This is a genomic window from Herbaspirillum sp. alder98 (genome assembly GCF_020179755.1).
Classification (GTDB): Bacteria; Pseudomonadota; Gammaproteobacteria; order Burkholderiales; family Burkholderiaceae_D; genus Herbaspirillum.
This window is the reverse complement of sequence record NZ_JAIUCY010000004.1, coordinates 505,941-530,052: the sequence shown is the minus strand read 5'-3', so window position 1 is coordinate 530,052 and position 24,112 is coordinate 505,941. Positions and strand designations below refer to the sequence as shown.

Below are 24,112 nucleotides of genomic sequence, written 5' to 3'. Positions count from 1 at the left end.
TCTTGAATTGCGGGCTGTGCCGCCGATAGGGACCTCGTGATGCCATGATGTCGCTCCTCCTGAGAAGGCTCGACAAGCGTATCACTTCATCTCCAGGCCTTGGTCCAGCCCGAGGGGTTCACTCCATAAGTGGGTCAGTTTTGGATGCAATTCAACAAGGCATGCATATTGCGGAGGCTAGTGGACACCCAGTTCGGTTTGAATTGGACACTCAAACCGAAACGAACTGAACGGTGCAGCGGCGACCTGGACAGCGCGATGCATCAGAAGTCTGCTATTGGCCGATAGCGGGCGTCACTGGTTGGTTTCTGATATTGCTTATTGCAAGCGCCGGGGCTATAGCTAAAAAGATCGAGTATGCACAGACCGGTCGATTCGGGGCTTTAGGAGAGCAGCTGCATGCTGCTCTAACCTCGGCGTAACTCTTTTTTGGTCGCAGATACCGCCTTTGAGAGCATGTCTAGCGCTGAGTCGGTGCAAAGCGGAAGTGAGAAGCGAAGGTAGGGGCTGAGTTCAAGATTCGGACGGAATGCGCAACCCGGTGCTAACAGCATCCCCATTCGCGATGCCTGGTTGGTCAGAGCCATGGCATCCGGAATGTCTACCTGCTTCATCCATACGAATGTGCCGCCGATATACGGTTGATCAATTCGGAAGCCATCTTGCTCAAGGCGCGCTATTGCTGTGGAGGCTCTTTCCTGCAGGCGGCGATCAAGCCGCCTGACGTGTCGCGCATAGTGGCCATCGGCCAACAAGGAATGAACAATGGCCTCGTTAGGCTCACAACTCGCGTAGCAACTGATTAATTTCAGTGTCACGAGCTCCTCAAGGAAGTCAGTCCGCTTGGTGGCCAAATAGCCGACTCGGAGGCTGGGAGTCAGTGTTTTTGAAAAGCTTCCCAAATAGATAACTCGATTCAACTGGTCGAGCATGGCCAATCTTGGCGAATTCTCCGGCGCCAGATCTGCCGAGACATCATCTTCTACGATAGTTACGCCATGCTTCTCGGCTGCGCGCAACAGGTCGTGCGCAACCGATAAGGACAGCATGGAGCCGGTGGGGTTCTGTAGCGCACTCTGCGTAAAGAAGATGCTCGGCTTTAGTTCTGTGCAAATCTTCTCGAACGCGGCAACGTCCGGTCCGTCCAGATTCCTGGGGACGCCAACAATATGCGCTCCTCTTACCTTGAGCGCCCATACAGTCTGGAAGTAGCCTGGATCATCTATGAGCACGGTTTGACCGGGCTTGACCAAGAGTCGGATTAGCAAGTCAATCGCTTGTGTCGCGCCATTGGTCAGCAGCAAATTGCTCGTGGCAGCCTTGATACCGCGTTGCGAAAGCTGTCTTGCCAGCATTTCCCGGAGAGGGGCATAACCTTGCGTCGTGCCCAGGGCTCCGAACCTTGGAAGAAGTCCGCGCGAGATTTTCCGAACCGCAGACTCCAGCTCGATATAGTCGACCCAATCGGAACCGACCGGCCCACCTCCGAGGCGGACCGACGATGTCGGCGCATCAGACATTAATTCTTGTCCCAACTTCTTCGGGTCAAGCGACTCCCTCAATTTTGCGACTTCGGACACCGAGGATTTAGTCGGACTCTCTGCGACAAAGAAGCCTGATCCGCGCCGCGATAGCACGACGCCACGGGCGACCAGGTGTGAATAGGCCTCGACCACAGTATGCGTACTGGTGCTGTGCGCCTCGGCCAGCACCCGAACAGACGGGAGCTTGGTGCCTCCTCGCAAAACACCGCGGTCGATCAATTGCTCAATCTCGGAAGAGAGCTGCTGGGAAAGCGGAGTGCTGGAATTTCTCGAGAGAGAGACTGCGATATCTGTAGTAGTCATCTATTGATACAGTTATGAACAGTTATGCGTAACTGTATCATACAAGCGCCGGTGCGCTGGCTATCATTTGCCTGCGCCTGATGTTGCGGCGCCTTCTGCATAAAAGCTCCAGGGTTCTCTCAACCAAGGCTTGCGCTTCTACTTTGTTCGTTCTGAAGCCGTGAGAAATCTCAATGGGGTAAGGCGGGGACACCTTGTGCTGGACAAATAAGAGCGGTACCACCTTTCAACTCGGGAATGGATAAGGCACTCTGATGAAACAACTCAAACGCGGAAAACTTGCACTGGCAACGCTTCTCCTCGGCGTACTTGTTGGCAGCGCTCATGGACAGGATCTGACGGGACGGCTGAAGAAGATCAAGGAAACCGGCGTAATCACTTTAGGAGTGCGCGATTCCTCGATTCCTTTCTCCTACCTGACTGAAAACCAGACTTATATCGGTTATGCGGTCGACCTGTGTCTGAAGGCCGCCACTGCGGTGCAGCGAGAACTTGGGCTTTCCAAGCTGGATATCAAGATGCTGCCGGTCACCGCAGTTACCCGTATTCCGCTGATCGCCAACGGCACCATCGACCTGAATTGCGATTCCGCGACCAACAACGAGGAGCGACAAAAGACCGTTACTTTCGCTCCGACCATTTTTGTCACTTCAAGCCGGATCATGGCAAAGAAATCATCGAGCTATCGCAAGCTCGACGATTTGAAGGGCAAGGTCGTGGTGGCTTCCTCCGGCACCTCGAACATCAAGCAACTGGCGACGCTCAATGGCGAGCGAAAGCTTGGGATCACGATCCTCACTGCGCGTGACCACGCTGAAGCATTCCTGATGTTCGAGACAGATCGGGCGCAAGCCATCATCAACGACGACATTATCCTGGCATCTCTGGCCGCGACATCGAAGAGCCCGGGAGATTATGTTCTGAGCTCGGAGGCACTCTCTGTCGAGCCGCTCGGGATCATCGAGCCGCTCAATGATCCCGCATTCAAAAAGGTAGTCGACGCGGCGATTTCCAACGTGTACCGCTCCGGGGAAATCAATCGCATCTATGCGAAATGGTTCCAAGCGCCAATTCCCCCCAAGGGCGTGAATCTCAATATTCCGATGAGCGCTGAATTCAAAGCCGTTGTGGCCAAGCCGACTGATTCACCCATTGCAGCCGAATACGCTCTGACTGGAAAGTAGGCAAACCATATCGCTCTATGCATAAGCATGGAGCGAAGTAATGCGGGCGGGCTCACCAAGGCGAGAACTTGCCCGCAAAAGAAGAGCAATGCAGGTCGGAAAGAATAGGCTGGAAGTATGAGTGAAAAGATCAGAATCGAGAGCGAGCAGGCCTTGCAGGTAGGAATTACGGCCCTGACCAAGGCCGGAGTACCTGATGCCGGAGCAAGGATGCAAATGGATCTCTTGCTGGAAGCTGAGCTTCGCGGTCGTGCATCACACGGTCTGTTGAGGCTGCCGCGTGTTATCGAACGAATCCGCAACGGCGTAGCAAATCCTGTGACGGAAGGGACGTCGCGCTGGCGTGGGGATGCGTTGTTGCAGGTTGATGGGCAGCAAGGGTTGGGGCCGGTTGTAGCCTGGGCCGCGCTGGAAAAGATTTCAGTTCGCGCAAAGACTGCCGGCCTGGCGGCTGCAGCGATCAGCAACAACAATCATCTGGGCATGCTGGCGCTCTACGCGGAGCGTGTTGCCCGAGACGGGCAAGTGCTGATTGCACTTACCACCAGTGAGGCACTGGTGCATCCCTGGGGTGGCCGTCAGGCCATGATCGGTACCAATCCAGTGGCCATTGGCGTTCCTGCCACCCCTGATCCTTTCGTTCTCGACATGGCAACTAGCCTCATATCGATGGGCCAGGTGCATGACTACGCCAACAGAGGGCAGGCTCTCCAGCCTGGTTGGGCCCTTGATGCCAAGGGCGATCCAACCATCGATGCCGCTGCCGCCAAGGACGGGGCGATCGCTCCGTTCGGTGGTGCAAAAGGTTATGCGCTGGGGCTTGCCTTCGAAATATTGGTCGGGGCACTCACCGCATCTGCTTTGGGGCGCGATGTGGCAGGCACCCTTGACTCAACGAAGCTGTGCAACAAGGGCGACGTGTTCATCGTCATCGAGCCGGAGTCGGATGCAATGACGCAATCGGTTACGGACTACCTGAATATGCTTCGGACATCTGTACCGGCTGTTGCAGAGCGGCCGGTGGTGGTGCCGGGAGATCGTGCGTTGCTCCAGAGGGATGCGAGCCTCAAAAACGGAGTTCTCATTGCTCCAGAGGTCTGGCAGCGGATACGAGATCTGGCTGATCCCGCAGGAAATGAGCTCGGCTCTTCGCTTCTACATTGACTAACAGGGTGACACAGATGGATGAAATCTTCGGAGTAATGCGGTCGCCCAATGCGATCATCTTCGGAAACGGCCAGCGCCACGCGCTTGGGCAGATTATTGGGCGTATCGGAACACGTGTTCTTGTCTGCACCGATCAACGCTTCGCGGCATCCACTGAGATGGATGAAATTCTCGCGGATCTGAAGTCGAAGGGGCTGGATTGCCTGGTATTTGATGGGACGCAAGCGGAATTGCCGCTTTCAAGTATCGAGGAGTGCGTCAAGTTCTGTGAAGGCTTCAATCCCGACGTGATTGCTGGTATCGGCGGGGGAAGCTGCATGGACATGGCCAAATTGGTCAGCTTGCTGCTCACCCATGGCGGGCCGATGGATCGTTTTTACGGCGAGTTCAAGGTCCCCGGTCCCGTCATCCCTGTGGTCGCAGTTCCTACGACCTCGGGCACAGGCTCCGAAGTCACTCCTGTAGCGGTGCTGGCCGATCACGCACGCGACCTGAAAGTCGGGGTGTCCAGTCCTTATCTGATCCCGCATACCGCTGTCTGCGACGCAGAACTCACTCTAACCTGCCCGCCAGGCTTGACGGCCTTGTCAGGCGCAGACGCATTGACACACGCCGTCGAAGCCTTGACCGCGATCAGTCACCCGCGCACGCCGGAGTTGTCCCAGCAGCGAGTGTTCGTCGGCAAGAACCTGTTCAGCGACCAGCATGCGCTGGTGGCGATTCGAGCGATTTTCAAACATCTTCCTCGCGCAATCGAGGACGGCTCGGACGTCAACGCACGCAGCATGCTGATGTATGGGGCCGTTTCGGCAGGGATGGCCTTTGGGGTGGCGGGGACGGCGGCGGCACACGCGATTCAGTATCCGGTGGGAGCGCTCACGCACACTGCGCATGGCCTGGGTGTCGCGACGCTTCTTCCCTATGTCATGGCATATAACGCGCCCGCATGCCTTCATGAACTGCTGGCGATGGGGGACGCAATCGGTGTCACACATGGCACCTCAGAGCAAATCGTTCTGGAAACGATCGAGCGCACTCGTGATCTGTGCGCCCGTATCGGAATCCCTGGCACCTTGGCGGGCTTGAACCTGCCCGAGGAGAAGTTGGACTGGGTTGCCGAACAATCAATGCTGTCAGCACGACTTATCAATAACAACCCCCGCAAGCTTGATGTTGAGGGCGTGCGTGAAATTGTTCAGAACGCCTTCTACGGCACTCACTAACTCATACCCGCGGCATATCAGAGGAAATCATGGCATCAACTGAGCTCAACATTGCGTCAATCCCTACTGACCTTTTCATCGGCGGCGCCTGGCGTGCGTCGGCAACCGGAAAGAGGATTGACGTTATCGATCCTGCGACCGAGAGCCGTTTGGCCAGCGTGGCAGACGCCAGTGTCGAAGACGCAATTCAGGCGGTAGACGCTGCAGATAAGGCCGCAAAAGATTGGGCGAAGACAGCGCCACGTGTCCGTAGCGATATCTTGCGCCGTTGCTATGACTTGATGATTCGGGATGCCGAAAAACTGGCAAAGCTCATTTCGCTGGAAAACGGAAAATCGTTGACCGATGCAAAAGGAGAAGTCGCTTACGCCGCAGAGTTCTTCCGCTGGTATGCAGAAGAGGCGGTTCGCATCAATGGCGAGATCAGCATTGCCCCCTCGGGCATGGCGCGTACGCTTGTACAGTATCAGCCGGTTGGAATCTCGTTGCTCATTACGCCATGGAATTTCCCGGCAGCCATGGCAACCCGAAAGATTGGCCCGGCGCTTGCTGCCGGATGCACCTGCATTCTGAAGCCGGCGACCGAAACCCCGCTGACTGCCTATGCGATCGCCGCACTCCTGGCTGAGGCGGGGGTTCCGGCAGGAGTCGTGAATGTTCTGACTACATCAACCGCCGGCAAGGTCTCCAACGCTATCCTGGAAGATCCGCGTGTCCGCAAATTGTCCTTTACCGGCTCCACTGAAGTCGGGAGGATCTTGCTGCGCAAGGCAGCGGATTCCGTCATTAACTGCTCGATGGAGCTGGGCGGCAATGCACCGTTTGTCGTGTTTGATGACGCTGACATGGATGCGGCCATCGAAGGCGCAATGATCGCCAAGATGCGTAACGGCGGCGAGGCCTGCACGGCGGCAAATCGCTTCTACGTCCAGCGTGGGGCAGCTGCAGAGTTCAGTCGTCGGCTTGCTGAGCGAATCGCCGCCTTGGTGGTTGATGACGGTATCAAGCCCGGCACACAGTGCGGTCCATTGGTCAATAAAGCTGCTGTCGAGAAAGTAGCGTCTTTGGTAGATGACGCCGTGGCAAAAGGGGCGAAGGTACTGACAGGCGGAAAGGCGCCTGGCCGCGTAGGTTATTTCTTCCAGCCTACGGTACTGACGGATGTGTCGTCTGATGCCGATCTTCTGGGCGAAGAAATCTTCGGCCCTGTGGCTCCTATCGTCGTGTTCGATACCGAAGCTCAAGCTGTTGAGCTCGCCAATGCCACCGAATACGGTCTGGTCGCTTACATCTACACGAGCGATCTTGCTCGCGGGTTGCGCGTATCAGAAATGGTGGAGAGCGGGATGATTGCCTTGAATCGAGGTCTCGTTTCCGATCCGGCCGCCCCGTTTGGCGGCGTCAAGCAAAGCGGCCTGGGACGAGAAGGAGCGCACCACGGGCTCCTGGAGTTTACCGAGGCGAAATATATTTCGACCAATTGGTAAAGCTGACCAGGCTCAAACATGTTTAGAAGTGAGGGCACCTTGCCCCGCTTGATTTATCGCCCATATCGCACACTGCCATGACCCATCCTCAATTTACCCAACCACCATCTACCCCTACTGAGGGGCAAGCGACCAGGAGTCAGCTTGCGCCCAGTGGCGTGATCAAATTCGGAGTCGCGTTTGCGCCGGAGATGTCGAACTTCTTCGTCGTCAAGGACGGTGACGGCCAGCCCCGCGGTGTGACAGCCGAGTTGGGGAAAGCACTTGCAACGCAACTGCGTGTTCCAATCGATTTCTACGTCGCCCCCAATTCCGGACAACTGACCGACGCACTTGAAAGTGGGGTCATTGATGTCGCTTTCATGCCGGTCGACGAGGAACGTCGCCGACGGGTCGATTTCGGGCCGAGCTATTTCGTCCTCCAGGCGACAGGCCTGGTGCGCGGAGATTCTGGAATCAACGCCATTGCTGATCTCGACAAGCCAAGCGCCAAGGTGGCAGGCATTGCGAACACCACCACCATTCGTGGCACCGCGCGCGCCTTGCCTTCTGCAACGATCGTCTCGTCCGAGACAGTCGGTGAAGCCATGGAGATGCTGCGCGACGGTCGGGTCGATGCGGTCTCCTTGTCGCGCGATGTATTGGCTTTATACCAGGCAGGGATTCCTGGTTCGCGCATTCTGGACGGCCATCTTCACAGCGCGGGGATTGCGATCGCCGTGCCCAAGAAGCGGCCGCTGGCGCTGTCCTATGTTTCTGCATTTCTTGAAGACGCCAAGGCGTCCGGGCTCGTCCGAAAACTGTTTGATGACGCCGGCCTGGTCAACGACAAGGTCGCCCCGGCTGAAAGCACCAACTGAGATCAATGCAATAACCCTATCGCACACGAAACAGGTCAAATCATGCCAATACTTGCAAAACGCGCCACCGAAATCAAACCGTCGCCGACCATGGCAATGAGCGCACTTGCCGCTGAAATGAAGCGCGCGGGCCGCGATGTCATTCCCCTGAGCCTGGGTGAGCCGGACTTCCACACGCCGCAACACATCAAGGATGCGGGTATTGAGGCGATTCGCACCGATTTCACGAAATACACCGCAGCGGACGGCTTCGCGCCCCTGAAGAAAGCAATCATCGCTAAACTCGCGCGCGAAAATGGCGCGAGCTACGCCGCTGACCAGATTGTGGTCGGTAGCGGCGCCAAGGTGATCATCTATGCGGCCATGCTTAGTGTCGTTAATCCCGGAGACGAAGTCGTTATCCCCGCGCCGTATTGGGTCACCTATCCGGATCATGTAGAACTGGCCGGCGGAAAGCCAGTGTTCGTGGTGGGTGAGGAATCGACCGGGTTCAAGATCACGCCGCAATCATTGGCGAGCGTTCTCAACGCGAAGACTCGCGCAATTATCTTCAATTCGCCTAGCAATCCATCGGGGGCCATTTATACCGAAGATGAGATTCGTGCGCTGGCGGAGGTGCTGAAGAAATATCCCGATGTCTGGATTGTGACTGACGAACTTTATGAACATCTTGCCTACGATGGAGAGAAAACGGCAACGTTCGCGCAAATCATCCCGGAATTCTCTGACCGCATTATCACGATCAACGGCTTCTCCAAGGGCTACGTCATGACGGGCTGGCGTCTGGGATTCGCTGCCGGCCCCAAGAAAGTGATGAAGGCCATCGGTGATCTACTCAGCCAATTGACCGGCAGCCCGAGCAGCATTGCTCAAGCTGCGGCTATTGCGGCTCTCGAAGGTGACCAATCCTTCCTGTCCGCAAATCGCGAAGTGTTCGAGGCGCGCCGCAATTTCGTGGTGGAGCGCCTGAACAAGGTGCCGGGACTTTCGGCCATCAAGCCAGCCGGAACCTTCTACGTTTACATCAACTGCCGTGACTGGATCGGCCGTACTAGCGGGGCGGGACGGAAGTTGAGCACGGATGTCGCCATTGCCGAGGCCCTTCTTGATGAAAGTGAGATGGCGGCTGTGCCAGGCGAAGTATTCGGTCTAAGCCCCTTCTTCCGCATCTCCATTTCCCTCGAAATGGCGCTTCTTGAAAAAGCAATGGACAGGTTCGATGCATTTGCCAAGGCTATGCGCTGATCCGAGCCATCTCGAGGGCCGCATCTATGCGGTGCGGCCTTCTTGGCGATTGCTTGAATATATCAAGAATCAGACTGATGTCTGATCAGCCCCGCACATGCGGTTCTGTAGCGGCGCCGCATTGGCTGGCGCTGCATCACTGCACATGGCGCCATCCGGCCAAAATCAATCCATAGATGAGGAAGTGATGTTGCTGTCTACACTGCGTGCCCGCTTGATCGCGGTCTGCGTAGCCACCGTGCTGACCGGAATGTTGAGTATGGTTGGCGCGAACTACGTCACAACACGATCACAGTTGCTTGAACGTCTGGAAGTGCAGACGCGCCAGCTGGCCGATAGCCACGCGGCGACCATCGCTGCCTGGATTCAATCTAAAAAGTTGGTTGTGTCTTCCATCGTGCAGTCCACTGGAGAGGAAGATGCCGTTCCGGCACTCAAGGCGGCTCGACAGGCCGGTGGATTCGATGACGCCTACATCGGCTATCAGGACAAGCGTGCTTCGTTTTCGCAGTCGCGGAGCAGAGCGCCGGACTACGATCCAACAAAGAGGCCTTGGTTTATAAAGGCATCGGAGGCTTCAATCCCAGTCGTCACCTCCCCCTACGTCAGTGCCAGCACCGGAAAATTATTGGTGACATTTGCTGAGGCCGTACGATCAGAGAACAAGGTCATCGCGGTCGCCTCCGCCGACGTGCTCCTTGATACAGTCGTTCAGATCGTGGTCGGTATCAAAGCTACGCCGAATAGTTTTGCATTCTTGGTCGATAGTGCCGGCAAGATCATTGCCCATCCCGATTCTGCACTTGCACTAAAGCCGGTATCGGACATTGATCCAGGATTGAATTCCGGATTTTTGTCTGAGTTAGAACGTTCTCAACGAAGCAAATATGTGGAGTTGGACGGGAAGGCCGTGATGCTTCAGGCAGTTAGCGTACCTGGTACTGACTGGAAATTGCTGATTGCCCTGGATCGTGCTGATGTAATGCGGCCATTGAAGGAGGTGTTGATTTCGTCGGTGCTGATCGCCGCACTGATTGCCTGCGCTGCTTCTGCCTTGCTGGGCGCACTGATCGCAAAGGCTTTGGTGCGCCTGGGACTCGTGCGCGATGCGCTGAATGACATTGCCAGCGGCGAAGGTGATTTGACGCAGAGAATCGACGCAAGCGGGATTGATGAGCTCGCGCAAATTGCGCGGGCCTTCAATCAGTTTGTCCAAAAGATATCGAATCTTTTGCGGGAAATTAGGACGTCGAGTGAAATCATTAAGATCGCGTCCAGTGAAATCGCACATGGCAATGCAGATTTATCGGCAAGAACAGAATCCCAGGCTGGCGCTCTGGAGGAGACCGCGTCCGCGATGGAGGAGCTTACCTCTGGAGTGCAACAGAATTCCGATAACGCCCATCAGGCGAACACGTTGGCCGCGGGGGCTTCCAGCGTAGCTGCTCAGGGAGGCGACATGGTAAGCCGCATGGTCGATACCATGATTGGCATAGATGCCTCGTCCAAAAGGGTCGTCGAGATCATTGCGGTGATTGACGGCATTGCATTTCAGACCAATATCCTTGCACTCAATGCGGCGGTTGAGGCGGCCCGTGCCGGCGAGCAGGGACGGGGATTCGCGGTGGTGGCGAGCGAAGTGCGAGTCTTGGCGCAGCGGTCTGCACTCGCGGCAAAAGAGATTGCTGGCTTGATCGGTGACTCTACGCGGCAGGTTTCGGAAGGCAGCTTGCTGGCGACCCAAGCGGGAACAACGATCCAAGAGGTTGTTGCCAGCGTTCAAAGAGTCAGTTCAGTGATGGCCGAAATCAGTGCGGCAAGCGCCGAGCAGGATCGCGGTGTTGGTGAAATCAATGCCGCAATCTTGCAGATGGACGAGGTGACGCAGAGGAATGCCGCTCTGGTGGAAGAAGTATCCGCCGCGGCGCATTCCCTTCAAGGGCAAGCACTCAAGCTATCTGAGCTTGTTAACGTCTTCACACTAGATTGATGGCTGAGTGCTGTTTTTTACGGATGTCAGCGTTCGCCCCCCGAGGCGGCAACAGCAAGACAGGCGAGTGGCGACCAGTTAAGTCCATAGAAGTTGTCCTCTGGTAGTGTTTTGGCGAGGCTGTGGAGCCTCGCCATTTTTTTCTCAATGAGAAAAACTATTCTTCGAAAGTTTCGCGAGCCTACGCCCCGAATCTTTCATACCACCGAAAAATTAACGTGGGGCAACCAGAAATTTCTGCTTTTGTGAATGTCTGTTTCTGGCCGATAACAGTCCTAAACGCGGTGTGATAAGATTTACCTCAATCGCCTGGCAGTCCTCATCCCCGAAAACGGTTCTAGTCGGCTGTCGAGTTTCAGGCAAAACGTAAGCGAAAGCCCGCCTCTGGCGGGCTTTCTCCATTTCCGGCCTCCGTTTTTGGATCTTGCATTGCTGAAAACAAATTTCTGGTCGGCAAAGGTGACTCGACTCGATCGCGTCGAGCCAGACGACCTTGCTTCAGACACTTCGCCGACGACGCCAGCGCCGAATTCCTGCACATTTCATTTATATCTGTAGGGCCGCTACTGGCCGTTTTGAGCCGGTCGCGACAGGTCCAGTTCGACCTATTTATGTCATTCAGGTTTCCTGATGCTGCAAGTGGTGCAGGCCATAATATCTCTCAATGGGCGATTTACGATTCGCCTTCGGCGAGCGTCTGCTGCAGCATCTCGATGTACCTATCCGCCATCTGTCGAGATCGAGGAAGTGCACCCCAGCGAAAGAGATGATGCGCAAGCTGAATTCGTAGTTGGCCGAGCCTGATTTCGCCTACCCGATAGTAGTGGTAGGCGCGTGTAAGTTCATCTAGCGACTTCAAGTAGGCCATCCTCGCGTCTGCGCCTTTGCATCGCGATTCGACCCCGCCACCGCCGCGCGTAAGACGCCGAACATCATGTCTAGCGTCAGGGGGTATTTGGCAGCCTTTTGCAATGCTTCGAAATCCGGTGCGCCCACATAGATCCCGACAAAACGATCGCTGATCTCCGTCGTGGTCTTAGGCATCGGAACACAAGCTCCATTTCCCGCCAAGCTCCTCCAGTCCGTGTCATGCTCCATTGGTCTCTCGTTTCATGTGTGATTACATAAATCATAATTCGCAACGGCAAGAACTCGGCGAACCACCTGAAAGCTGACCCTCGCGACCGGCAGCAAATGGCCGATTTCAGACCTCGAGATTCAGTTAATCAGCAAGCGTAGCAGGTGGTCCAGGAGGCTACTTGGCGGCAGTTTCCCTTGGGGAAAATTTGCGAACAGGGAAATTCAGAGTTAAATGAACAATGACAGGGAAGTTCAGAGTTAAGTGAATATTGAGTTCAGAGATAGATGAATGGAGAATGCAAGAACTCAGATGGGAGGCGGAAAGTGAGTTCAGACTTAAAAGATTTCTGACAGAAGGCAAATAAGAAAACGATAGTTTCTTTTTGGTAACGATCTGTGATCGCGCCCGATAGCCTTTATTTCCACCGTGGGTTTCCGGCTCAACGGAACACTTCCCGCACCGGAATCCCCATCGATTTGACCATCGACACCAGCGCCTTGCCAGGTTCCGACATCAGAAACCAGGTATCGATCTTGTCCAGCACGTAGGCATTTGCACTTGCGCTGTACGCGAGCATTGCGGCGATGACGATGAATTTGCGCATGATGGCTTCCCTGGATAGCGATATCTGATCAAGTGAGGTTGGACAAAGAAGCTACTTCAGGAAAACATCTTGCCCACGATCCGGGCACCCACATGCAGGAGCATGGCGATCGGCGATTCGTAGTCCATGGCGCCGGTGAAGATGCTGTCGGCGCGGGCGGCAGTGGTGACGAGGGTGAGGATGAAGGCGGCGGCGATGGTGTTGATGATGCGCATGATGTTCTCTCCTTGAGGTATCGGTTCGGGTTGGTCCGTGCCGTCGTTTCGTTTCGGCTTGGGTGTATCTTGTGCCGCCCCGGTTACCGTCAGATGTCAGTTGCGCATCCTATTATTTCAGTTGAAACAGAGCGATAGCGCTGACGCACAATAAGGAGGGAGAGCCCCCGAGGATCATGGCGATCCAACTGTTTGGGCACTATTACAGAGAAATTCTTCGTTTCTTGTCTGTCCGCAGTTACTCGCCGAAGTATTCCACCATGTCGTTGCGCTCGGCTTCACCATGCACCAGCACGTCGAGCAGTGATCGTAAAGATCGCAGTCCATGAAGTAAAATTGTTTTATCTAAACATATTATGAATTTTACTCATTCAACATGCTTGACCGAATTCATTTATCCATCGTGCAAGAGGTCGAGCGCCAGGGCTCGCTCACTGCTGCGGCAGGCGTGTTGCACGTGACGCAGTCGGCCCTGAGCCACAGCATGAAAAAGTTAGAGGCGCAATTGGGCACGGACATCTGGCAGCGTGAAGGCCGGGGTTTGCGGCTCACGCAGGCCGGCCAGTATTTGCTGGCGGTGGCCAACCGGGTGCTGCCGCAGTTGACGCTGGCCGAAGACCGGCTGCGCCAGTTTGCGCAGGGCGAGCGTGGCGCGCTGCGTATCGGCATGGAATGCCATCCCTGCTACCAGTGGTTGTTGAAGGTGGTCTCGCCTTACCTGGCGGCCTGGCCGGATGTGGACGTGGATGTAAAGCAGAAATTCCAGTTTGGCGGTATCGGCGCCTTGTTCGGTTACGAGATCGATCTGCTGGTCACGCCCGACCCCCTGTATAAACCGGGTCTGGTGTTCGAGCCGGTGTTCGACTACGAGCAGGTGTTGGTGGTCAATGCCGGTCACAGGCTGGCCGGCGAGCAATACGTCAAGCCGCGTCAGCTGGCCGATGAAGTGCTGGTGACTTATCCGGTCTCGATCGATCGCCTGGATATCTACAACATGTTCCTGATGCCGGCGGGTGTCACGCCCAAGCGGCACAAGGCCATCGAGACCACCGACATCATGCTGCAGATGGTCGCCAGCGGTCGCGGCGTGGCGGCGTTGCCGTTGTGGCTGGTGCAGGAATACGCCAGCATGATCGACATCGTGCCGGTGCGCATCGGCAAGCATGGCATCGCCAAGCAGATCTTTCTGGGGGCGCGCGAGAGCGATGTCGGTATCGATTACCTGCGTGCCTTCATCGAGCAGGCGCGGCAGCCGGCAGCTAGCGGGGCATGAGCTTCATGCCGGTGGTCGCGCCGCGTTGTCGGACGATCCATCGAGCCCGCTGAGGTGTTCTTCGATCAGGCCCTGAGGCTTGAGCCAGTCCTGGCCGCTACGCTCCATGATGAAGTCTTCCTGGGAGGCGTCCGACAGATCGATGATCTCGCTCTCGATGACTTCAATCGATAGCGTGGTCGTGAATGCTTTGACCACGGGCTTGGTCAGGTTCTGGTGGTTCTGGCGGATCACCAGCGCGGTGCGGCCCGAATTCAGTTTCACGATCGAGCCGATCGGATAGATGCCGAGGGTCTTTACAAAGGCCAGGTAGATCGAGCGATCGAAGTGGCCGGCCCAGGTGGCCATCTTGGCGACCGATTCGGCCGGGTCCCAGCCTGCCTTGTAGGGACGGTCAGAAGTCACAGCGTCATACACGTCGCAGATCGCGGCCATGCGCGAATAGATCGAGATCTGATTGCCCCGCTGCTTGTTAGGATAGCCGTTGCCATCGACCTTCTCGTGATGGTGCAGGCAGACATCGGCGGCGTAGTCGGGCACGCTGGACGAACTTCTGAGGTATTCGTAGCCCAGGCTCGGATGGCGCTGGATGATGCGATATTCCTGGTCGGTCAGTTTGTCGGGCTTGTTGAGGATGTCGAGCGGGATGAACGCCTTGCCCACGTCGTGCAGGTAACCGGCAAGTCCGGCTTCCTTGCAGGCGATATCGTCCATGCCAAGAGTCCGCCCCAAGGCCACCATCATCGTGCATACTGCAATGGAGTGCAGGTAGGTGTATTCGTCGGCGCGCTTGAGCCTGACAACACTCAGAAATGCATTCGAATTGCGCGCCAGCGATGCGGTGATCTCGTCGACCAGATGCTGGCATCGGGCAACATCAAGCGCTTTTCCCAGGCGCGCCTGCTTGAACATCACCTGGGTGCTCTTCTTGGCTTCTTCGTAGATGCGCATGGCTTCGCGCAGTTCGGACTGGAATTCGTCGTCCGGCGTCGGGGCCGAAGGCGCCTCTTCTTCGATATCGGACTCTTCAACCGGCGCCGGGGCGCCGACATCCTGTCCCTGGGAAGTATCTATCCAGCAATATTCGTAGCCCGCCGCCTTGGCCTCGATCACGTCGGTGGCTCTCTTGATCAGGAATTTGTTGCGCCAGAAAGGCGTATCGATCCATGGACCGTCGAAGCCACAGAAATACATGCCGGTGGCGAGGTCGCTGACGCTTATTCTTTTTAGTTGATTCATTTTATGGTGCTGATGTTCCGGTAGAAATTTCCCCCCGCTACTGTACTGCATACCTTGGCAATTGATTAGCAGGAAAATCCTGATTGGTCTTTTTGACAATATTCACTAAGTTATTGGGGAGATTAACAAACGCAAATGACCGAGCGATGTCTGACTAGACGCAATCCTCACAGGATTTAGTAAATATTGTCCAGCAGAATCAATCGGGGGAACAAGCGGGGCGAGCAGGAAGTGCTGGGGGCAGCGCCTGTTGGCCTGAACAAATAAAGCCGGGGGGCCTATGACTGAAGCCACTAAATCAAGTATTCATCATTTTATCCAGAACACGGTCAACTCAAGCGCTGCGGAAAAATCAGGCGGCGCACCACACGTATTGTTACTTTTTGACGCCTCGGGATGCGTCACAAAATCCGATCTGGCGGTTCTGCGGTCGATGGTGCCGACTATTCTCAATAACATGAAGGCCGAGGCGTCGCTGATCTGCGTCAATCATCATGCCCGCCATGTCACCCCTTACGATCCGTCGGAGTTCCTGGCGCCTGAAGATGTGCACGGGGACCCGCGATTTGCGCGAGACCTCGATATGCTGGGCGTGCTGGCTGAGCGCCTGTCCGACCCAGGCGATAACTACGACGGCGTGGTGGTCATGACCGAGGGCAAGTTCCCGCCGTTTTCGGCGCATGCCCTGCATGATGCCGTCGTCAGAAAAAGCGCCGGCAGCGACAACGTCGTCTTGCCGCCGATCGGCTTCTTTCTTTTCTCTGCAGGCGCTATTCCCTCCGAGCCGACGTACACCATGACGCGGCACGTCGCTCTGTAGAGCCAGGGGCCATGCTGGTCAGCCGGCCCCTGATCCGAGCACTTAGAACTCCTCCCACGCGTCACCATCCTGTGTCACCGGTTTGGCGGTTGCGGTTTTGGCGGGCGCCGCCTTGCCTGCAGCGGGCCTCGGGGCTGCCTGTGCCGCCGCCGGCGTTGCCTTTAATGCCGGCGCACGCGGTGTGATGTCGGTCGCCGGTGCCTTGCGCCCTGCGGCCGGCGGTGCCGGTTTGGCCGCAGGCTCACGCTGCTGGCGTTCGTCCAGCTTGAAGCCTGCGACGGTCTCGGCCAGTTGCGAGGCCTGTTCCTGCAGTGACGTGGCGGCAGCCGCGGCTTGCTCGACCAGGGCCGCGTTTTGCTGGGTCGCTTCATCCATTTGCGTGACCGCGCGGCCGATTTCATTGATGCCGGCGCTTTGTTCCTGGTTGGCGGAGCTGATTTCGGCCACGACGTCGGTGACGCGCCGCACGCTGGCGACCACCTCGCTCATGGTGGTGCCCGCTTGCCCCACCAACTGGCTACCGGCTTCGACCTTGTGCACCGAGTCGTCGATCAGGTCCTTGATCTGCTTGGCCGCTGCCGCGCTACGTTGCGCCAGGCTGCGCACTTCCGACGCCACCACCGCAAAGCCGCGCCCCTGCTCGCCGGCGCGCGCGGCTTCCACCGCTGCATTCAACGCCAGGATATTGGTCTGGAAAGCAATGCCATCGATCACGCTGATGATGTCGACGATTTTGCGCGAGGACTCGTTGATGGAGTTCATCGTCTCTACCACCTGGCCCACCACCTGGCCGCCCTGCACCGCGACTTCGGAGGCGGACACCGCCAACTGGCTGGCCTGGCGGGCATTGTCGGCATTCTGCTTGACGGTGGACGTCAGTTCTTCCATGGCCGATGCGGTTTCTTCCAGCGACCCGGCCTGCTGCTCGGTGCGGTTGGACAGGTTCAGGTTGCCCGAAGCGATCTCGCCCGAGGATGTGCGCACCGATTCGCTGGCGCGGCGGATATCCAGCAAGGTGTGTGAAATCTTGTCCGCAAAGCGATTGAAGGCGCCGGCGATCTGCGCCAGTTCGTCCCGGCCCTGTGCTTCGAGGCGGCGCGTGAGGTCGCCCTGGCCCGATGCAATATCCTCCAGCACGTCGCGCACTATGCTCAGGCGGCGCAGCATGCGGTTGATGGCGCCGGTCAGGATCAGTGCCGCCAGCATGATCGACAGCGCGGCAGCGGTGGCAGACGTGATCATCAGCGAGCGGATGCCCTGCATGGCTTCGGTTTCGTTGAGTGCCACTATCAGCGACCAGTCGGTGTCCTTGATCTGGTGCGAGAACAGCAGGTAGGCGGTGCCCGCTATCTTGGCCTGCGTGCCGAGGTGCGCCGCGATGAGCGACTGCGCATTGAGGTTGGGATCGAGGGCCGATAACGGTTTGAGCGTGAGGTCCTTGTTGGGATGGGTCACGATTACGCCATCCTTGTTGATCAGAAAACCGAAGCTTCCCGGCGTCGGCTTGATGCTGGCCACATTGCGCACCACGCTGTCGAGTCTGATGTCGGCGCGAATCACGGCCTGCGGGTTGGCGCCGCCTATCGGATCGGCAAAGCTGACCACCAGTTTGCCGCTGATGGCATCGACATAGGGCATCGTCACAACGGACTTGCCTGACTTCACTGCCTCCTGATACCAGGGGCGAGAGGTTGGATCGTAGCCATCGGGCATCGGGTGCAAGGCCACGATGCGCTTGTCCGGATAGCTGATGTAGGCGTCGTCGAATTCGCCGCCTTCCAGGGCCGTGGCCAGGATCGGCAGCGGGTCGGTTTGTTTCAATGCCTGCTTGATCGCGCCGGTGGCGGCGCGTTTGCTGCGCACCCATTCTGCAAGGTTGTCGCCGTGGGTCTGAGTCAGTTGCTGCGTCTGGTGGCTCAGAGAAGCGAGGGTGTCGCGCCGCACGGTGTAGATATTGGCGGAGCAGAGTGCAATCATGGCCACTGCCAGGATCAAGACACAAATGATGATGATGCGCGTACGCAATGATGACAGCATGGTGCTTTCCTTCCCCTAAAAGACCATTGGCGATCATGGTCTTTCGTACGGCCCCTGACGGAAAAATATGCAATGCCAAAATGCTCACGACGCCCCCCCGGGCAATCATGCGCTGGGCGATACTGAAAGACTGGCTGATCAGACGATGCCGACCCGCTGCTTCCCCTGCAAGCCGGACATCACGGGTTTGGCCCGCTGCTTCAATATAACAGTGTTTATTTTTTTAACATTGTCACAGTGGCATGGGTCCATCGAACCAATAAGAAAAAGCCGGTTCTGCTCTTAAGCGGCGATGCAGCATGGCGCCACGCAAAAGATTGCCCCAGGAAATCTTTCCGGCAGCGTTCGATAGGGATCATGAGCATGTTCAACAAGCTGAACCGGCTGTGGATGCGCAGTCTTGCGAAGACCGGAAAATCCCGGATAAGGGCGGTCTCGACCCTGCTGAAGGCGGTGCAGACGGCACCCAGGCGGGCAAGGTCGACGGCCAAGCCGAAGACACCGAGTGTGGCGAATATGCCGACTGCGCCACGCCGCCTGCGCGAACCGCAGGGTGGTTCTTGGCACAGCGCAATCTTTGCCGGCGCCAAGCTTCCGGTGCGGCACATGCGTTACCGGTTGTTCTTGCCGGACACCGGCAGCGCCGGGCTGGTGGTCATGCTGCATGGCTGCCAGCAGAACGCCGACGATTTCGCCGCCGGCACCGGCATGCATCGGCTGGCAGCGGCCAAGGGTTATGCGGTGCTGTATCCCGAGCAGTCGGCCCGCAGCCATCCTCATCGATGCTGGAAGTGGTACGACGCGGCGACCCAGCGAGGCGGCGGCGATGCCGAGACCATCGCCGCAATGATCGAGATGATCGTCGCGCGATACGCCATCGATGGCAGTCGCGTCTACGTGTGCGGCATTTCGGCGGGCGCGGCCATGGCGCATATCCTGGCGCTGACGCATCCGCACCTGATGGCCGCCGTCGGTCTCCACTCGGGGCCGGTGTTCGGGAGCGCGCGCACGGCGGTCGGCGCCTACGGGGTGATGCAGCACGGCAGCGCCACGCCGCTGGCGCCGATGCGGGCGTTACTGGCGCGACAGCCGGGCTTGCCGCCGGTGCCGGCCATCATTGTCGGTGGCGGTGACGACGAGGTGGTGCGTCCGGTCAACCAGTTGCAGCTGGTGCGCCAGTGCAGTGAGCTATATCGACCGGGTTCGCTGGTGGCAGCGCCGGTGCAGGCCAAACCGTTCGGCCGGGTGTCCAAAGCCTGGCCGCGCAAGCGCGCAATGCGCATCAGTGATTACACGGCCGGTTCGGCAGTGATGATCAGGTCGGTGCAGATTGAGGGGCTGGGTCATGCGTGGAGCGGCGGCGATGAAGCTTTTTCGTTCAATGCCAGGGGGCCGGATGCCGGCAAGTTAATGTTAGAGTTCTTTGCGCGGCATCGGCGTAAAATCTAACTTTTCTTATTGCCAGAGGGGACCTCCGTCATGGATGCACTGTTATTTATCCCGGTCGCCATCATGCTGGCCCTGGTCCCCGGTCCGAATAACTTTTGCGCGCTCAATAATGGCCTGCGCCAAGGCATTGGCATGGCCTTGCTGGCAACCTTCGGGCGCGTCACCGCCTTTGCCATCTTCCTGACGATTTCGGCGGTGGGCCTGGGCGCGATGCTGTTGGCGTCGGAGACGGCATTCACGGCCGTCAAATGGGTGGGCGCGATCTATTTGTTCTATCTGGGGTGGCGCGCCTGGCGCAGCCGCGAGTTCCAGGGGCTGGCGCTGGCCGATGGTGGGGCGTTGCAGCCGCACGATGTACCTAAAAGCGCCTTTGCGCTGGCCATGCAGGAGTTCCTGCTGGGCATTACCAATCCCAAGGCCATCATGCTGTTCGCGGCGATCTTTCCGCAGTTCATCGATGCCTCGCGGCCGGCTGCGCATCAATTCCTGGTGCTGGGCTCGATCTACCTGGGCGCCGAGTTCGTTTCAAGCGCCGTGTATTCGGCCGGCGGTCGCCAGATTCGCCACTTCATCCGCACCTCGCGCGGCGTGGCCCGGCTCAACAAGATCACCGGCGGTTTCTTTATCGGCGCTGGCGCACTGCTGCTGGCAGCGCGCCAGTAACGCAGGCAGGATCAGCGGCCCACCTGGTGGCCGATGACGCCGCCCACGGCCGCGCCGCCGGCGGTGCCGATACCGCTGCCGCCGGTCAGGATGGCGCCGCCCACCGCGCCGATGGTGGCGCCGATGGCCGTGTTCTTGTCGCGGCGGCTCATGTTGCTGCAACCGCTCATGGCGGTCAGCGCGCAGACGGTCAGGGTAACGACGGTGATCTTGTGGATGGCTTTCATGATTGGCTCTTGATCGGCTAAGTTAATGATGTTGGGTCGCATTGGAAAAGCGACGAAATGTCTGACCTCAACATTAACAATAGTTTCTCAAAGATTGCCATTTGAAAACTATCGCTTACAGTTGTTACATTCTCCGTTTGGCATCAGCAGCCGATGATGGAAACTGCTATCGTTCGGCAAGCCGGGCTTCCAGGTTCGGCAACATCTTACCGAGAGAGCCCCCCATGGACTTGCCCCCTCGCACTGCTGCCGCACCCTCGTTGGGCGATGTACTTGCCCTGATAATGGCGTTCGGCTGGGAGGGCTTGTGGCTCATCTGGCTGGGCGTGCGGCACGGTGTATGGATCGAATGCATGGCCGGCCTGCTCCTCACGGCATTGCTGTGGCGTCATATCGGGACGGCGCTGCGTGACCTGGGGCGTTCGGCGAACGCCCAGGCAATTGCGCTATAGTTCGGCCTTCCCCAAGGTTGAAAAGAACAGGAAGTTAGTCGTGAGCGTCAACACGCAAGGTCCCGGCGAGACCGTACTGAAAGTCAGCGGGCTCAATGCCTTCTATGGGCGCGCCCATATTTTGTTCGATGTCGAGCTGGAGGTCGCGCGCGGCGAAGTGGTGGCCTTGATGGGGCGCAACGGCGCCGGCAAGTCGACCACCATGAAGGCCATCATGGGCATGCTGCCTGGCACCATCGGCCGGGTCGAATTTCGCGGGCACGATATCAGTCGTGCCCAGCCATTCCAGATATCCCGCCTCGGACTGGGCTTCGTGCCCGAGGATCGACGCGTCTTCACCGACCTGACCGTGCTGCAGAACCTGGAAGTGGGGCGCCAGCCGGCGCGCCCGGGCGCAGTCACCTGGACCCCTGAAAAACTGTTTGCGCTGTTTCCCAACCTGGGTGAAATGCCGCACCGGCCGGGCGGGCAGATGAGCGGCGGCGAGCAGCAGATGCTGACGGTGGCGCGCACCCTGATGGGCAATCCCCATGTGGTGCTGCTGGACGAGCCCTCCGAAGGCGTCGCGCCCCTGATCGTGGAGCAGATGGCCAACATGATCGCCACGCTGAAACGCGAAGGGATGGCCATCCTGCTGTCCGAGCAGAACCTGCATTTCGCCGAACTGGTGAGTGACCGCGCCTATGTGCTCGACAATGGCCACATCCGCTACCAGGGCAGCATGCAGCAACTGGCGGCCGATGAAGAACTGCGCCGCACGACCTTGTCGGTCTGATCAGTTGCTGGTGGCGATGGCGGGATAATCGCCGAAGCCTTCCGGCCATGGCGTCAGGATTTCATAGCCATTGGCCGTCACTACCACCATGTGTTCCCATTGCGCAGATAGCGAGCCGTCGGCGGTGACTACGGTCCAGCCATCGTCGAGTTGCTGGCTGTGGCGCTTGCCGGCGTTGAGCATCGGTTCGATGGTGAAGATCATGCCCTCGCGCAGCGGCAGGCCGGTGCCCGGCAAGCCGTAGTGCAAGACCTGGGGTTCGTCGTGGTAGACGGTGCCGATGCCGTGGCCGCAATATTCGCGTACCACCGAAAAGCCGTCGCGCTGCGCCACCGTCTGGATCGCATGGCCGACATCGCCCAGGGTCGCGCCCGGGCGCACCGTGCGGATGCCGGCGCACATGGCTTCATAGGTGGTATTGACTAATTTCTTCGCTTGCGACGAGACGGGGCCGACGAAGTACATGCGGCTGCAGTCGCCGTACCAGCCATCCTTGATGACCGCCACGTCGATGTTGACGATGTCGCCATTCTTCAGTTTCTGGCGCGACGGGATGCCATGGCAGATCACTTCGTTGACCGAGGCGCAGATGGTCTTGGGAAAGCCGTGATAGCCGATATTGGCCGGCGTGGCCTTTTGTACCTTGACGATGTGGTCCTGGCAGATGCGGTCCAGTTCGTCGGTGGTGACACCGGCCTTGACATGCTCGGCCACTACTTGCAATACCTCGGCGGCGAGTTGTCCGGCGCTGCGCGCCTGGGCTATTTCTGTGGCGTTACGCAGTTTTACTTTTCTCATGCGGTTTCTTTCGGGGGGCTGCATTGCTGGGCGGTCCCTATTGTAGCCATTAAATGAAACGACGCACCGGCCTGGCGCCGAACAAGGCAATGGCCGTCATTACCAGCGCTACGCATACAAAGCTCAGGCGCAGGCCGGCATGCTCGGCCACGCCGCCGATCATGACCGGGCCGATCAGCATGCCCACGTAGGCAAAGCGTGCCACGGCGGCAATGCTCTCGGCGGCGTTCATGCCAGGCACCCGGGCTGCCGCCAGGAAATAGATCGGCATCAGGTTGGCCATGCCCAGGCCGGCCAGCAGCAGACCGGCAATGGTGGTGGCGGGCTCGGGCAGCGCCGCTGCTGCGGCAATGCCGATGGCGCCCAGTGCGGCGCTGACGGTCAGGGTGCGGATGCCGCCCAGGCGGGCCCGGATGCGGTCGCCAAACAGCCGCCCCAGTGCCATGCCGGCCGAAAACGCCGCGTAGCTGTAGCTCACCAGCGCTGCCGGCGAGTGGGCCACGTCGCGCATGTAGACGGCCGCCCAGTCGTACATGCCGCCCTCGCACACCAGCGCCATGAATGCCACGCAGCCCAGTACCAGCACCATGCGCCGCGCATGGCGGTCGCCGTCGGCATGCGATTCGGTCGCTTGCGGCAAGCTGTCGGGCAACAGATGACGTCCGCCCCATAGCGCCACCGCCAGCGTGATCGCTGCGATCAGGGCGGCATGCGGCAGCGGCGACAGGCCGGGCACCGCGCCCAGCGCCGAACCGGCGATGCCGCCGATGCTGAACATGGCGTGCAGGGTCGACATGATCGGTTTGGTGCGGGCATTCTCGACCAAGGCGGCCTGCACGCTCATGGCGACATCGAAGGTCGCCATGGCAGTGCCGAAAACCAGCAGCAGGATTACTAACAGCGGAAAAGCCGGCATCACCGGAATGGCCAGCAGGGCAGTGGCGTACAACACGCCGGCCAGCCGCAGGCCGCGCGCGCTGCCTACCTTGGCCAGCCATTTTCCGGAATGCCCCATGGTCAGCAACGCACCGCCGGCCACCGCCAGCATGGCGACCGACAACAGCGCGTCGGATAGCGAGAAACGGTCCTTGACCGATGGGATCAATACGCCCCAGGTGGCAAAGGTGGCGCCATTGACGAAGAACTGGGCCATGGTGGCCCAGGTGGCGCGACGCAGTTGTGTGGCGGTGGGCGTGAAGGTGGCGGGGCTGTGGGACATGGAACGCGGCGCAAGATGACGGGAGGCGGGAGTGTGCCACGTTAGTCATTGCCGTGCAGGGGCCTGATTTTCCTTGGTGCCGGCGCAGGCCGGTATCCGGTGGCTTATGCGGTGCTTCTGCGGCTGTTGCAAGACGCTGGGTCCTGACTTTCGTCAGGACGACGGGGGGCGGGTTATAACCATTCCGTCGTACCGGCGGAGGCCGGTACCCAGTGGCTTATGTGGTGCTTCTGCGGCTGCTGCAAGACGCTGGGTCC

General features: G+C 58.4%; 22 protein-coding genes and 1 pseudogene. 13 read left to right on the top strand and 10 right to left on the bottom strand.

Annotated features, from left to right (window positions below; translation table 11 throughout):
• Positions 1 to 407: 407 nt before the first annotated feature.
• Entirely contained in the window at positions 408 to 1,847 is a 1,440-nt protein-coding gene (locus LBW87_RS12875; RefSeq protein ID WP_225201869.1) for a PLP-dependent aminotransferase family protein, read from the bottom strand.
• Between the two features lie 254 nt (positions 1,848 to 2,101).
• Between LBW87_RS12875 and LBW87_RS12870 the strand changes: the two genes are divergently transcribed.
• From LBW87_RS12870 to LBW87_RS23990, 7 genes are all read left to right on the top strand, one after another.
• Positions 2,102 to 3,031, top strand: a complete 930-nt coding sequence (locus LBW87_RS12870) for an amino acid ABC transporter substrate-binding protein (protein ID WP_079217761.1) — start codon at positions 2,102 to 2,104, stop codon at positions 3,029 to 3,031.
• A gap of 117 nt (positions 3,032 to 3,148) precedes the next feature.
• On the top strand, positions 3,149 to 4,195 hold the full coding sequence (locus LBW87_RS12865) for an Ldh family oxidoreductase (protein WP_225201868.1): 1,047 nt from the start codon (positions 3,149 to 3,151) through the stop codon (positions 4,193 to 4,195).
• Positions 4,196 to 4,212: 17 nt separating this feature from the next.
• Positions 4,213 to 5,421: an iron-containing alcohol dehydrogenase gene (locus tag LBW87_RS12860; protein ID WP_225201867.1), complete on the top strand. Its 1,209-nt coding sequence runs from the start codon at positions 4,213 to 4,215 to the stop codon at positions 5,419 to 5,421.
• A gap of 29 nt (positions 5,422 to 5,450) precedes the next feature.
• Positions 5,451 to 6,908, top strand: coding sequence for an NAD-dependent succinate-semialdehyde dehydrogenase (locus LBW87_RS12855; protein WP_225201866.1), 1,458 nt, complete (start codon positions 5,451 to 5,453; stop codon positions 6,906 to 6,908).
• 191 nt (positions 6,909 to 7,099) lie between these two features.
• The gene (locus tag LBW87_RS12850; protein ID WP_225201865.1) at positions 7,100 to 7,768 is read left to right on the top strand and encodes a transporter substrate-binding domain-containing protein; all 669 of its coding nucleotides are present in this window, start codon (positions 7,100 to 7,102) and stop codon (positions 7,766 to 7,768) included.
• A gap of 42 nt (positions 7,769 to 7,810) precedes the next feature.
• Positions 7,811 to 9,013 carry a pyridoxal phosphate-dependent aminotransferase gene (locus tag LBW87_RS12845; RefSeq protein WP_225201864.1) on the top strand — a complete coding sequence of 401 codons (1,203 nt, stop codon included), beginning with the start codon at positions 7,811 to 7,813 and terminating at the stop codon, positions 9,011 to 9,013.
• A 145-nt stretch (positions 9,014 to 9,158) separates the two neighbouring features.
• On the top strand, positions 9,159 to 11,003 hold the full coding sequence (locus tag LBW87_RS23990) for a methyl-accepting chemotaxis protein (protein ID WP_320442727.1): 1,845 nt from the start codon (positions 9,159 to 9,161) through the stop codon (positions 11,001 to 11,003).
• 855 nt (positions 11,004 to 11,858) lie between these two features.
• Here the strand turns inward: LBW87_RS23990 and LBW87_RS12830 are convergent.
• The 4 genes and pseudogenes from LBW87_RS12830 to LBW87_RS24055 form a co-directional block, all read right to left on the bottom strand.
• Complete coding sequence (locus LBW87_RS12830) at positions 11,859 to 12,047, bottom strand: hypothetical protein (RefSeq protein WP_225201863.1); 189 nt, start codon at positions 12,045 to 12,047, stop codon at positions 11,859 to 11,861.
• 476 nt (positions 12,048 to 12,523) lie between these two features.
• A complete protein-coding gene (locus LBW87_RS12825; RefSeq protein ID WP_225201862.1) occupies positions 12,524 to 12,688 on the bottom strand; it encodes a hypothetical protein in 165 nt (54 codons plus the stop codon).
• Positions 12,689 to 12,744: 56 nt separating this feature from the next.
• Entirely contained in the window at positions 12,745 to 12,903 is a 159-nt protein-coding gene (locus LBW87_RS12820) for a hypothetical protein (protein ID WP_225201861.1), read from the bottom strand.
• Between the two features lie 241 nt (positions 12,904 to 13,144).
• Positions 13,145 to 13,204, bottom strand: a pseudogene (locus LBW87_RS24055) (hypothetical protein); the annotation flags it as partial.
• Between the two features lie 75 nt (positions 13,205 to 13,279).
• Between LBW87_RS24055 and LBW87_RS12810 the strand changes: the two are divergent.
• Positions 13,280 to 14,176 carry a LysR family transcriptional regulator gene (locus LBW87_RS12810; protein ID WP_225201860.1) on the top strand — a complete coding sequence of 299 codons (897 nt, stop codon included), beginning with the start codon at positions 13,280 to 13,282 and terminating at the stop codon, positions 14,174 to 14,176.
• A gap of 3 nt (positions 14,177 to 14,179) precedes the next feature.
• On the opposite strand, the gene LBW87_RS12805 is transcribed toward LBW87_RS12810, so the two are convergent.
• Positions 14,180 to 15,415: an HD-GYP domain-containing protein gene (locus LBW87_RS12805; protein WP_225201859.1), complete on the bottom strand. Its 1,236-nt coding sequence runs from the start codon at positions 15,413 to 15,415 to the stop codon at positions 14,180 to 14,182.
• Positions 15,416 to 15,695: 280 nt separating this feature from the next.
• On the opposite strand from LBW87_RS12805, the gene LBW87_RS12800 reads away from it, so the two are divergent.
• The gene (locus tag LBW87_RS12800; RefSeq protein WP_225201858.1) at positions 15,696 to 16,235 is read left to right on the top strand and encodes a hypothetical protein; all 540 of its coding nucleotides are present in this window, start codon (positions 15,696 to 15,698) and stop codon (positions 16,233 to 16,235) included.
• 42 nt (positions 16,236 to 16,277) lie between these two features.
• On the opposite strand, the gene LBW87_RS12795 is transcribed toward LBW87_RS12800, so the two are convergent.
• Entirely contained in the window at positions 16,278 to 18,272 is a 1,995-nt protein-coding gene (locus tag LBW87_RS12795) for a methyl-accepting chemotaxis protein (protein WP_225201857.1), read from the bottom strand.
• A 363-nt stretch (positions 18,273 to 18,635) separates the two neighbouring features.
• Here LBW87_RS12795 and LBW87_RS12790 point away from each other — a divergent pair, with 363 nt between their 5' ends.
• Positions 18,636 to 19,721: an alpha/beta hydrolase family esterase gene (locus tag LBW87_RS12790; protein ID WP_225201856.1), complete on the top strand. Its 1,086-nt coding sequence runs from the start codon at positions 18,636 to 18,638 to the stop codon at positions 19,719 to 19,721.
• 30 nt (positions 19,722 to 19,751) lie between these two features.
• Positions 19,752 to 20,384: a LysE family translocator gene (locus LBW87_RS12785; protein WP_225201855.1), complete on the top strand. Its 633-nt coding sequence runs from the start codon at positions 19,752 to 19,754 to the stop codon at positions 20,382 to 20,384.
• Between the two features lie 11 nt (positions 20,385 to 20,395).
• On the opposite strand, the gene LBW87_RS12780 is transcribed toward LBW87_RS12785, so the two are convergent.
• Positions 20,396 to 20,611 carry a glycine zipper 2TM domain-containing protein gene (locus LBW87_RS12780; RefSeq protein ID WP_225201854.1) on the bottom strand — a complete coding sequence of 72 codons (216 nt, stop codon included), beginning with the start codon at positions 20,609 to 20,611 and terminating at the stop codon, positions 20,396 to 20,398.
• Between the two features lie 224 nt (positions 20,612 to 20,835).
• Between LBW87_RS12780 and LBW87_RS12775 the strand changes: the two genes are divergently transcribed.
• Positions 20,836 to 21,063 (top strand): hypothetical protein, encoded by a 228-nt coding sequence (locus LBW87_RS12775; RefSeq protein ID WP_225201853.1) that lies wholly within the window; start codon positions 20,836 to 20,838, stop codon positions 21,061 to 21,063.
• Between the two features lie 40 nt (positions 21,064 to 21,103).
• Entirely contained in the window at positions 21,104 to 21,838 is a 735-nt protein-coding gene (locus tag LBW87_RS12770) for an ABC transporter ATP-binding protein (protein WP_225201852.1), read from the top strand.
• Here the strand turns inward: LBW87_RS12770 and map are convergent, their stop codons facing one another.
• Both map and LBW87_RS12760 read right to left on the bottom strand, forming a co-directional pair.
• On the bottom strand, positions 21,839 to 22,636 hold the full coding sequence (map, locus tag LBW87_RS12765) for a type I methionyl aminopeptidase (RefSeq protein WP_225201851.1): 798 nt from the start codon (positions 22,634 to 22,636) through the stop codon (positions 21,839 to 21,841). It abuts the gene before it with no gap.
• A 49-nt stretch (positions 22,637 to 22,685) separates the two neighbouring features.
• A complete protein-coding gene (locus LBW87_RS12760) occupies positions 22,686 to 23,855 on the bottom strand; it encodes an MFS transporter (RefSeq protein WP_225201850.1) in 1,170 nt (389 codons plus the stop codon).
• Positions 23,856 to 24,112: the final 257 nt, after the last annotated feature.

What these genes read in the sequence shown, in the direction of transcription:
- LBW87_RS12865 (WP_225201868.1), top strand. Translation starts at nt 3,149, where the DNA reads ATGAGTGAAAAGATCAGAATCGAGAGCGAGCAGGCCTTGCAGGTAGGA.
- LBW87_RS12780 (WP_225201854.1), bottom strand. Translation starts at nt 20,611, where the DNA reads ATGAAAGCCATCCACAAGATCACCGTCGTTACCCTGACCGTCTGCGCG.
- LBW87_RS12775 (WP_225201853.1), top strand. Translation starts at nt 20,836, where the DNA reads ATGGACTTGCCCCCTCGCACTGCTGCCGCACCCTCGTTGGGCGATGTA.
- map (WP_225201851.1), bottom strand. Translation starts at nt 22,636, where the DNA reads ATGAGAAAAGTAAAACTGCGTAACGCCACAGAAATAGCCCAGGCGCGC.
- LBW87_RS12855 (WP_225201866.1), top strand. Translation starts at nt 5,451, where the DNA reads ATGGCATCAACTGAGCTCAACATTGCGTCAATCCCTACTGACCTTTTC.
- LBW87_RS12870 (WP_079217761.1), top strand. Translation starts at nt 2,102, where the DNA reads ATGAAACAACTCAAACGCGGAAAACTTGCACTGGCAACGCTTCTCCTC.
- LBW87_RS12820 (WP_225201861.1), bottom strand. Translation starts at nt 12,903, where the DNA reads ATGCGCATCATCAACACCATCGCCGCCGCCTTCATCCTCACCCTCGTC.
- LBW87_RS12805 (WP_225201859.1), bottom strand. Translation starts at nt 15,415, where the DNA reads ATGAATCAACTAAAAAGAATAAGCGTCAGCGACCTCGCCACCGGCATG.
- LBW87_RS12800 (WP_225201858.1), top strand. Translation starts at nt 15,696, where the DNA reads ATGACTGAAGCCACTAAATCAAGTATTCATCATTTTATCCAGAACACG.
- LBW87_RS12785 (WP_225201855.1), top strand. Translation starts at nt 19,752, where the DNA reads ATGGATGCACTGTTATTTATCCCGGTCGCCATCATGCTGGCCCTGGTC.
- LBW87_RS12760 (WP_225201850.1), bottom strand. Translation starts at nt 23,855, where the DNA reads ATGTCCCACAGCCCCGCCACCTTCACGCCCACCGCCACACAACTGCGT.
- LBW87_RS12810 (WP_225201860.1), top strand. Translation starts at nt 13,280, where the DNA reads ATGCTTGACCGAATTCATTTATCCATCGTGCAAGAGGTCGAGCGCCAG.
- LBW87_RS12860 (WP_225201867.1), top strand. Translation starts at nt 4,213, where the DNA reads ATGGATGAAATCTTCGGAGTAATGCGGTCGCCCAATGCGATCATCTTC.
- LBW87_RS12795 (WP_225201857.1), bottom strand. Translation starts at nt 18,272, where the DNA reads ATGCTGTCATCATTGCGTACGCGCATCATCATCATTTGTGTCTTGATC.
- LBW87_RS23990 (WP_320442727.1), top strand. Translation starts at nt 9,159, where the DNA reads ATGGCGCCATCCGGCCAAAATCAATCCATAGATGAGGAAGTGATGTTG.
- LBW87_RS12845 (WP_225201864.1), top strand. Translation starts at nt 7,811, where the DNA reads ATGCCAATACTTGCAAAACGCGCCACCGAAATCAAACCGTCGCCGACC.
- LBW87_RS12825 (WP_225201862.1), bottom strand. Translation starts at nt 12,688, where the DNA reads ATGCGCAAATTCATCGTCATCGCCGCAATGCTCGCGTACAGCGCAAGT.
- LBW87_RS12875 (WP_225201869.1), bottom strand. Translation starts at nt 1,847, where the DNA reads ATGACTACTACAGATATCGCAGTCTCTCTCTCGAGAAATTCCAGCACT.
- LBW87_RS12850 (WP_225201865.1), top strand. Translation starts at nt 7,100, where the DNA reads ATGTCGAACTTCTTCGTCGTCAAGGACGGTGACGGCCAGCCCCGCGGT.
- LBW87_RS12790 (WP_225201856.1), top strand. Translation starts at nt 18,636, where the DNA reads ATGTTCAACAAGCTGAACCGGCTGTGGATGCGCAGTCTTGCGAAGACC.
- LBW87_RS12830 (WP_225201863.1), bottom strand. Translation starts at nt 12,047, where the DNA reads ATGCCTAAGACCACGACGGAGATCAGCGATCGTTTTGTCGGGATCTAT.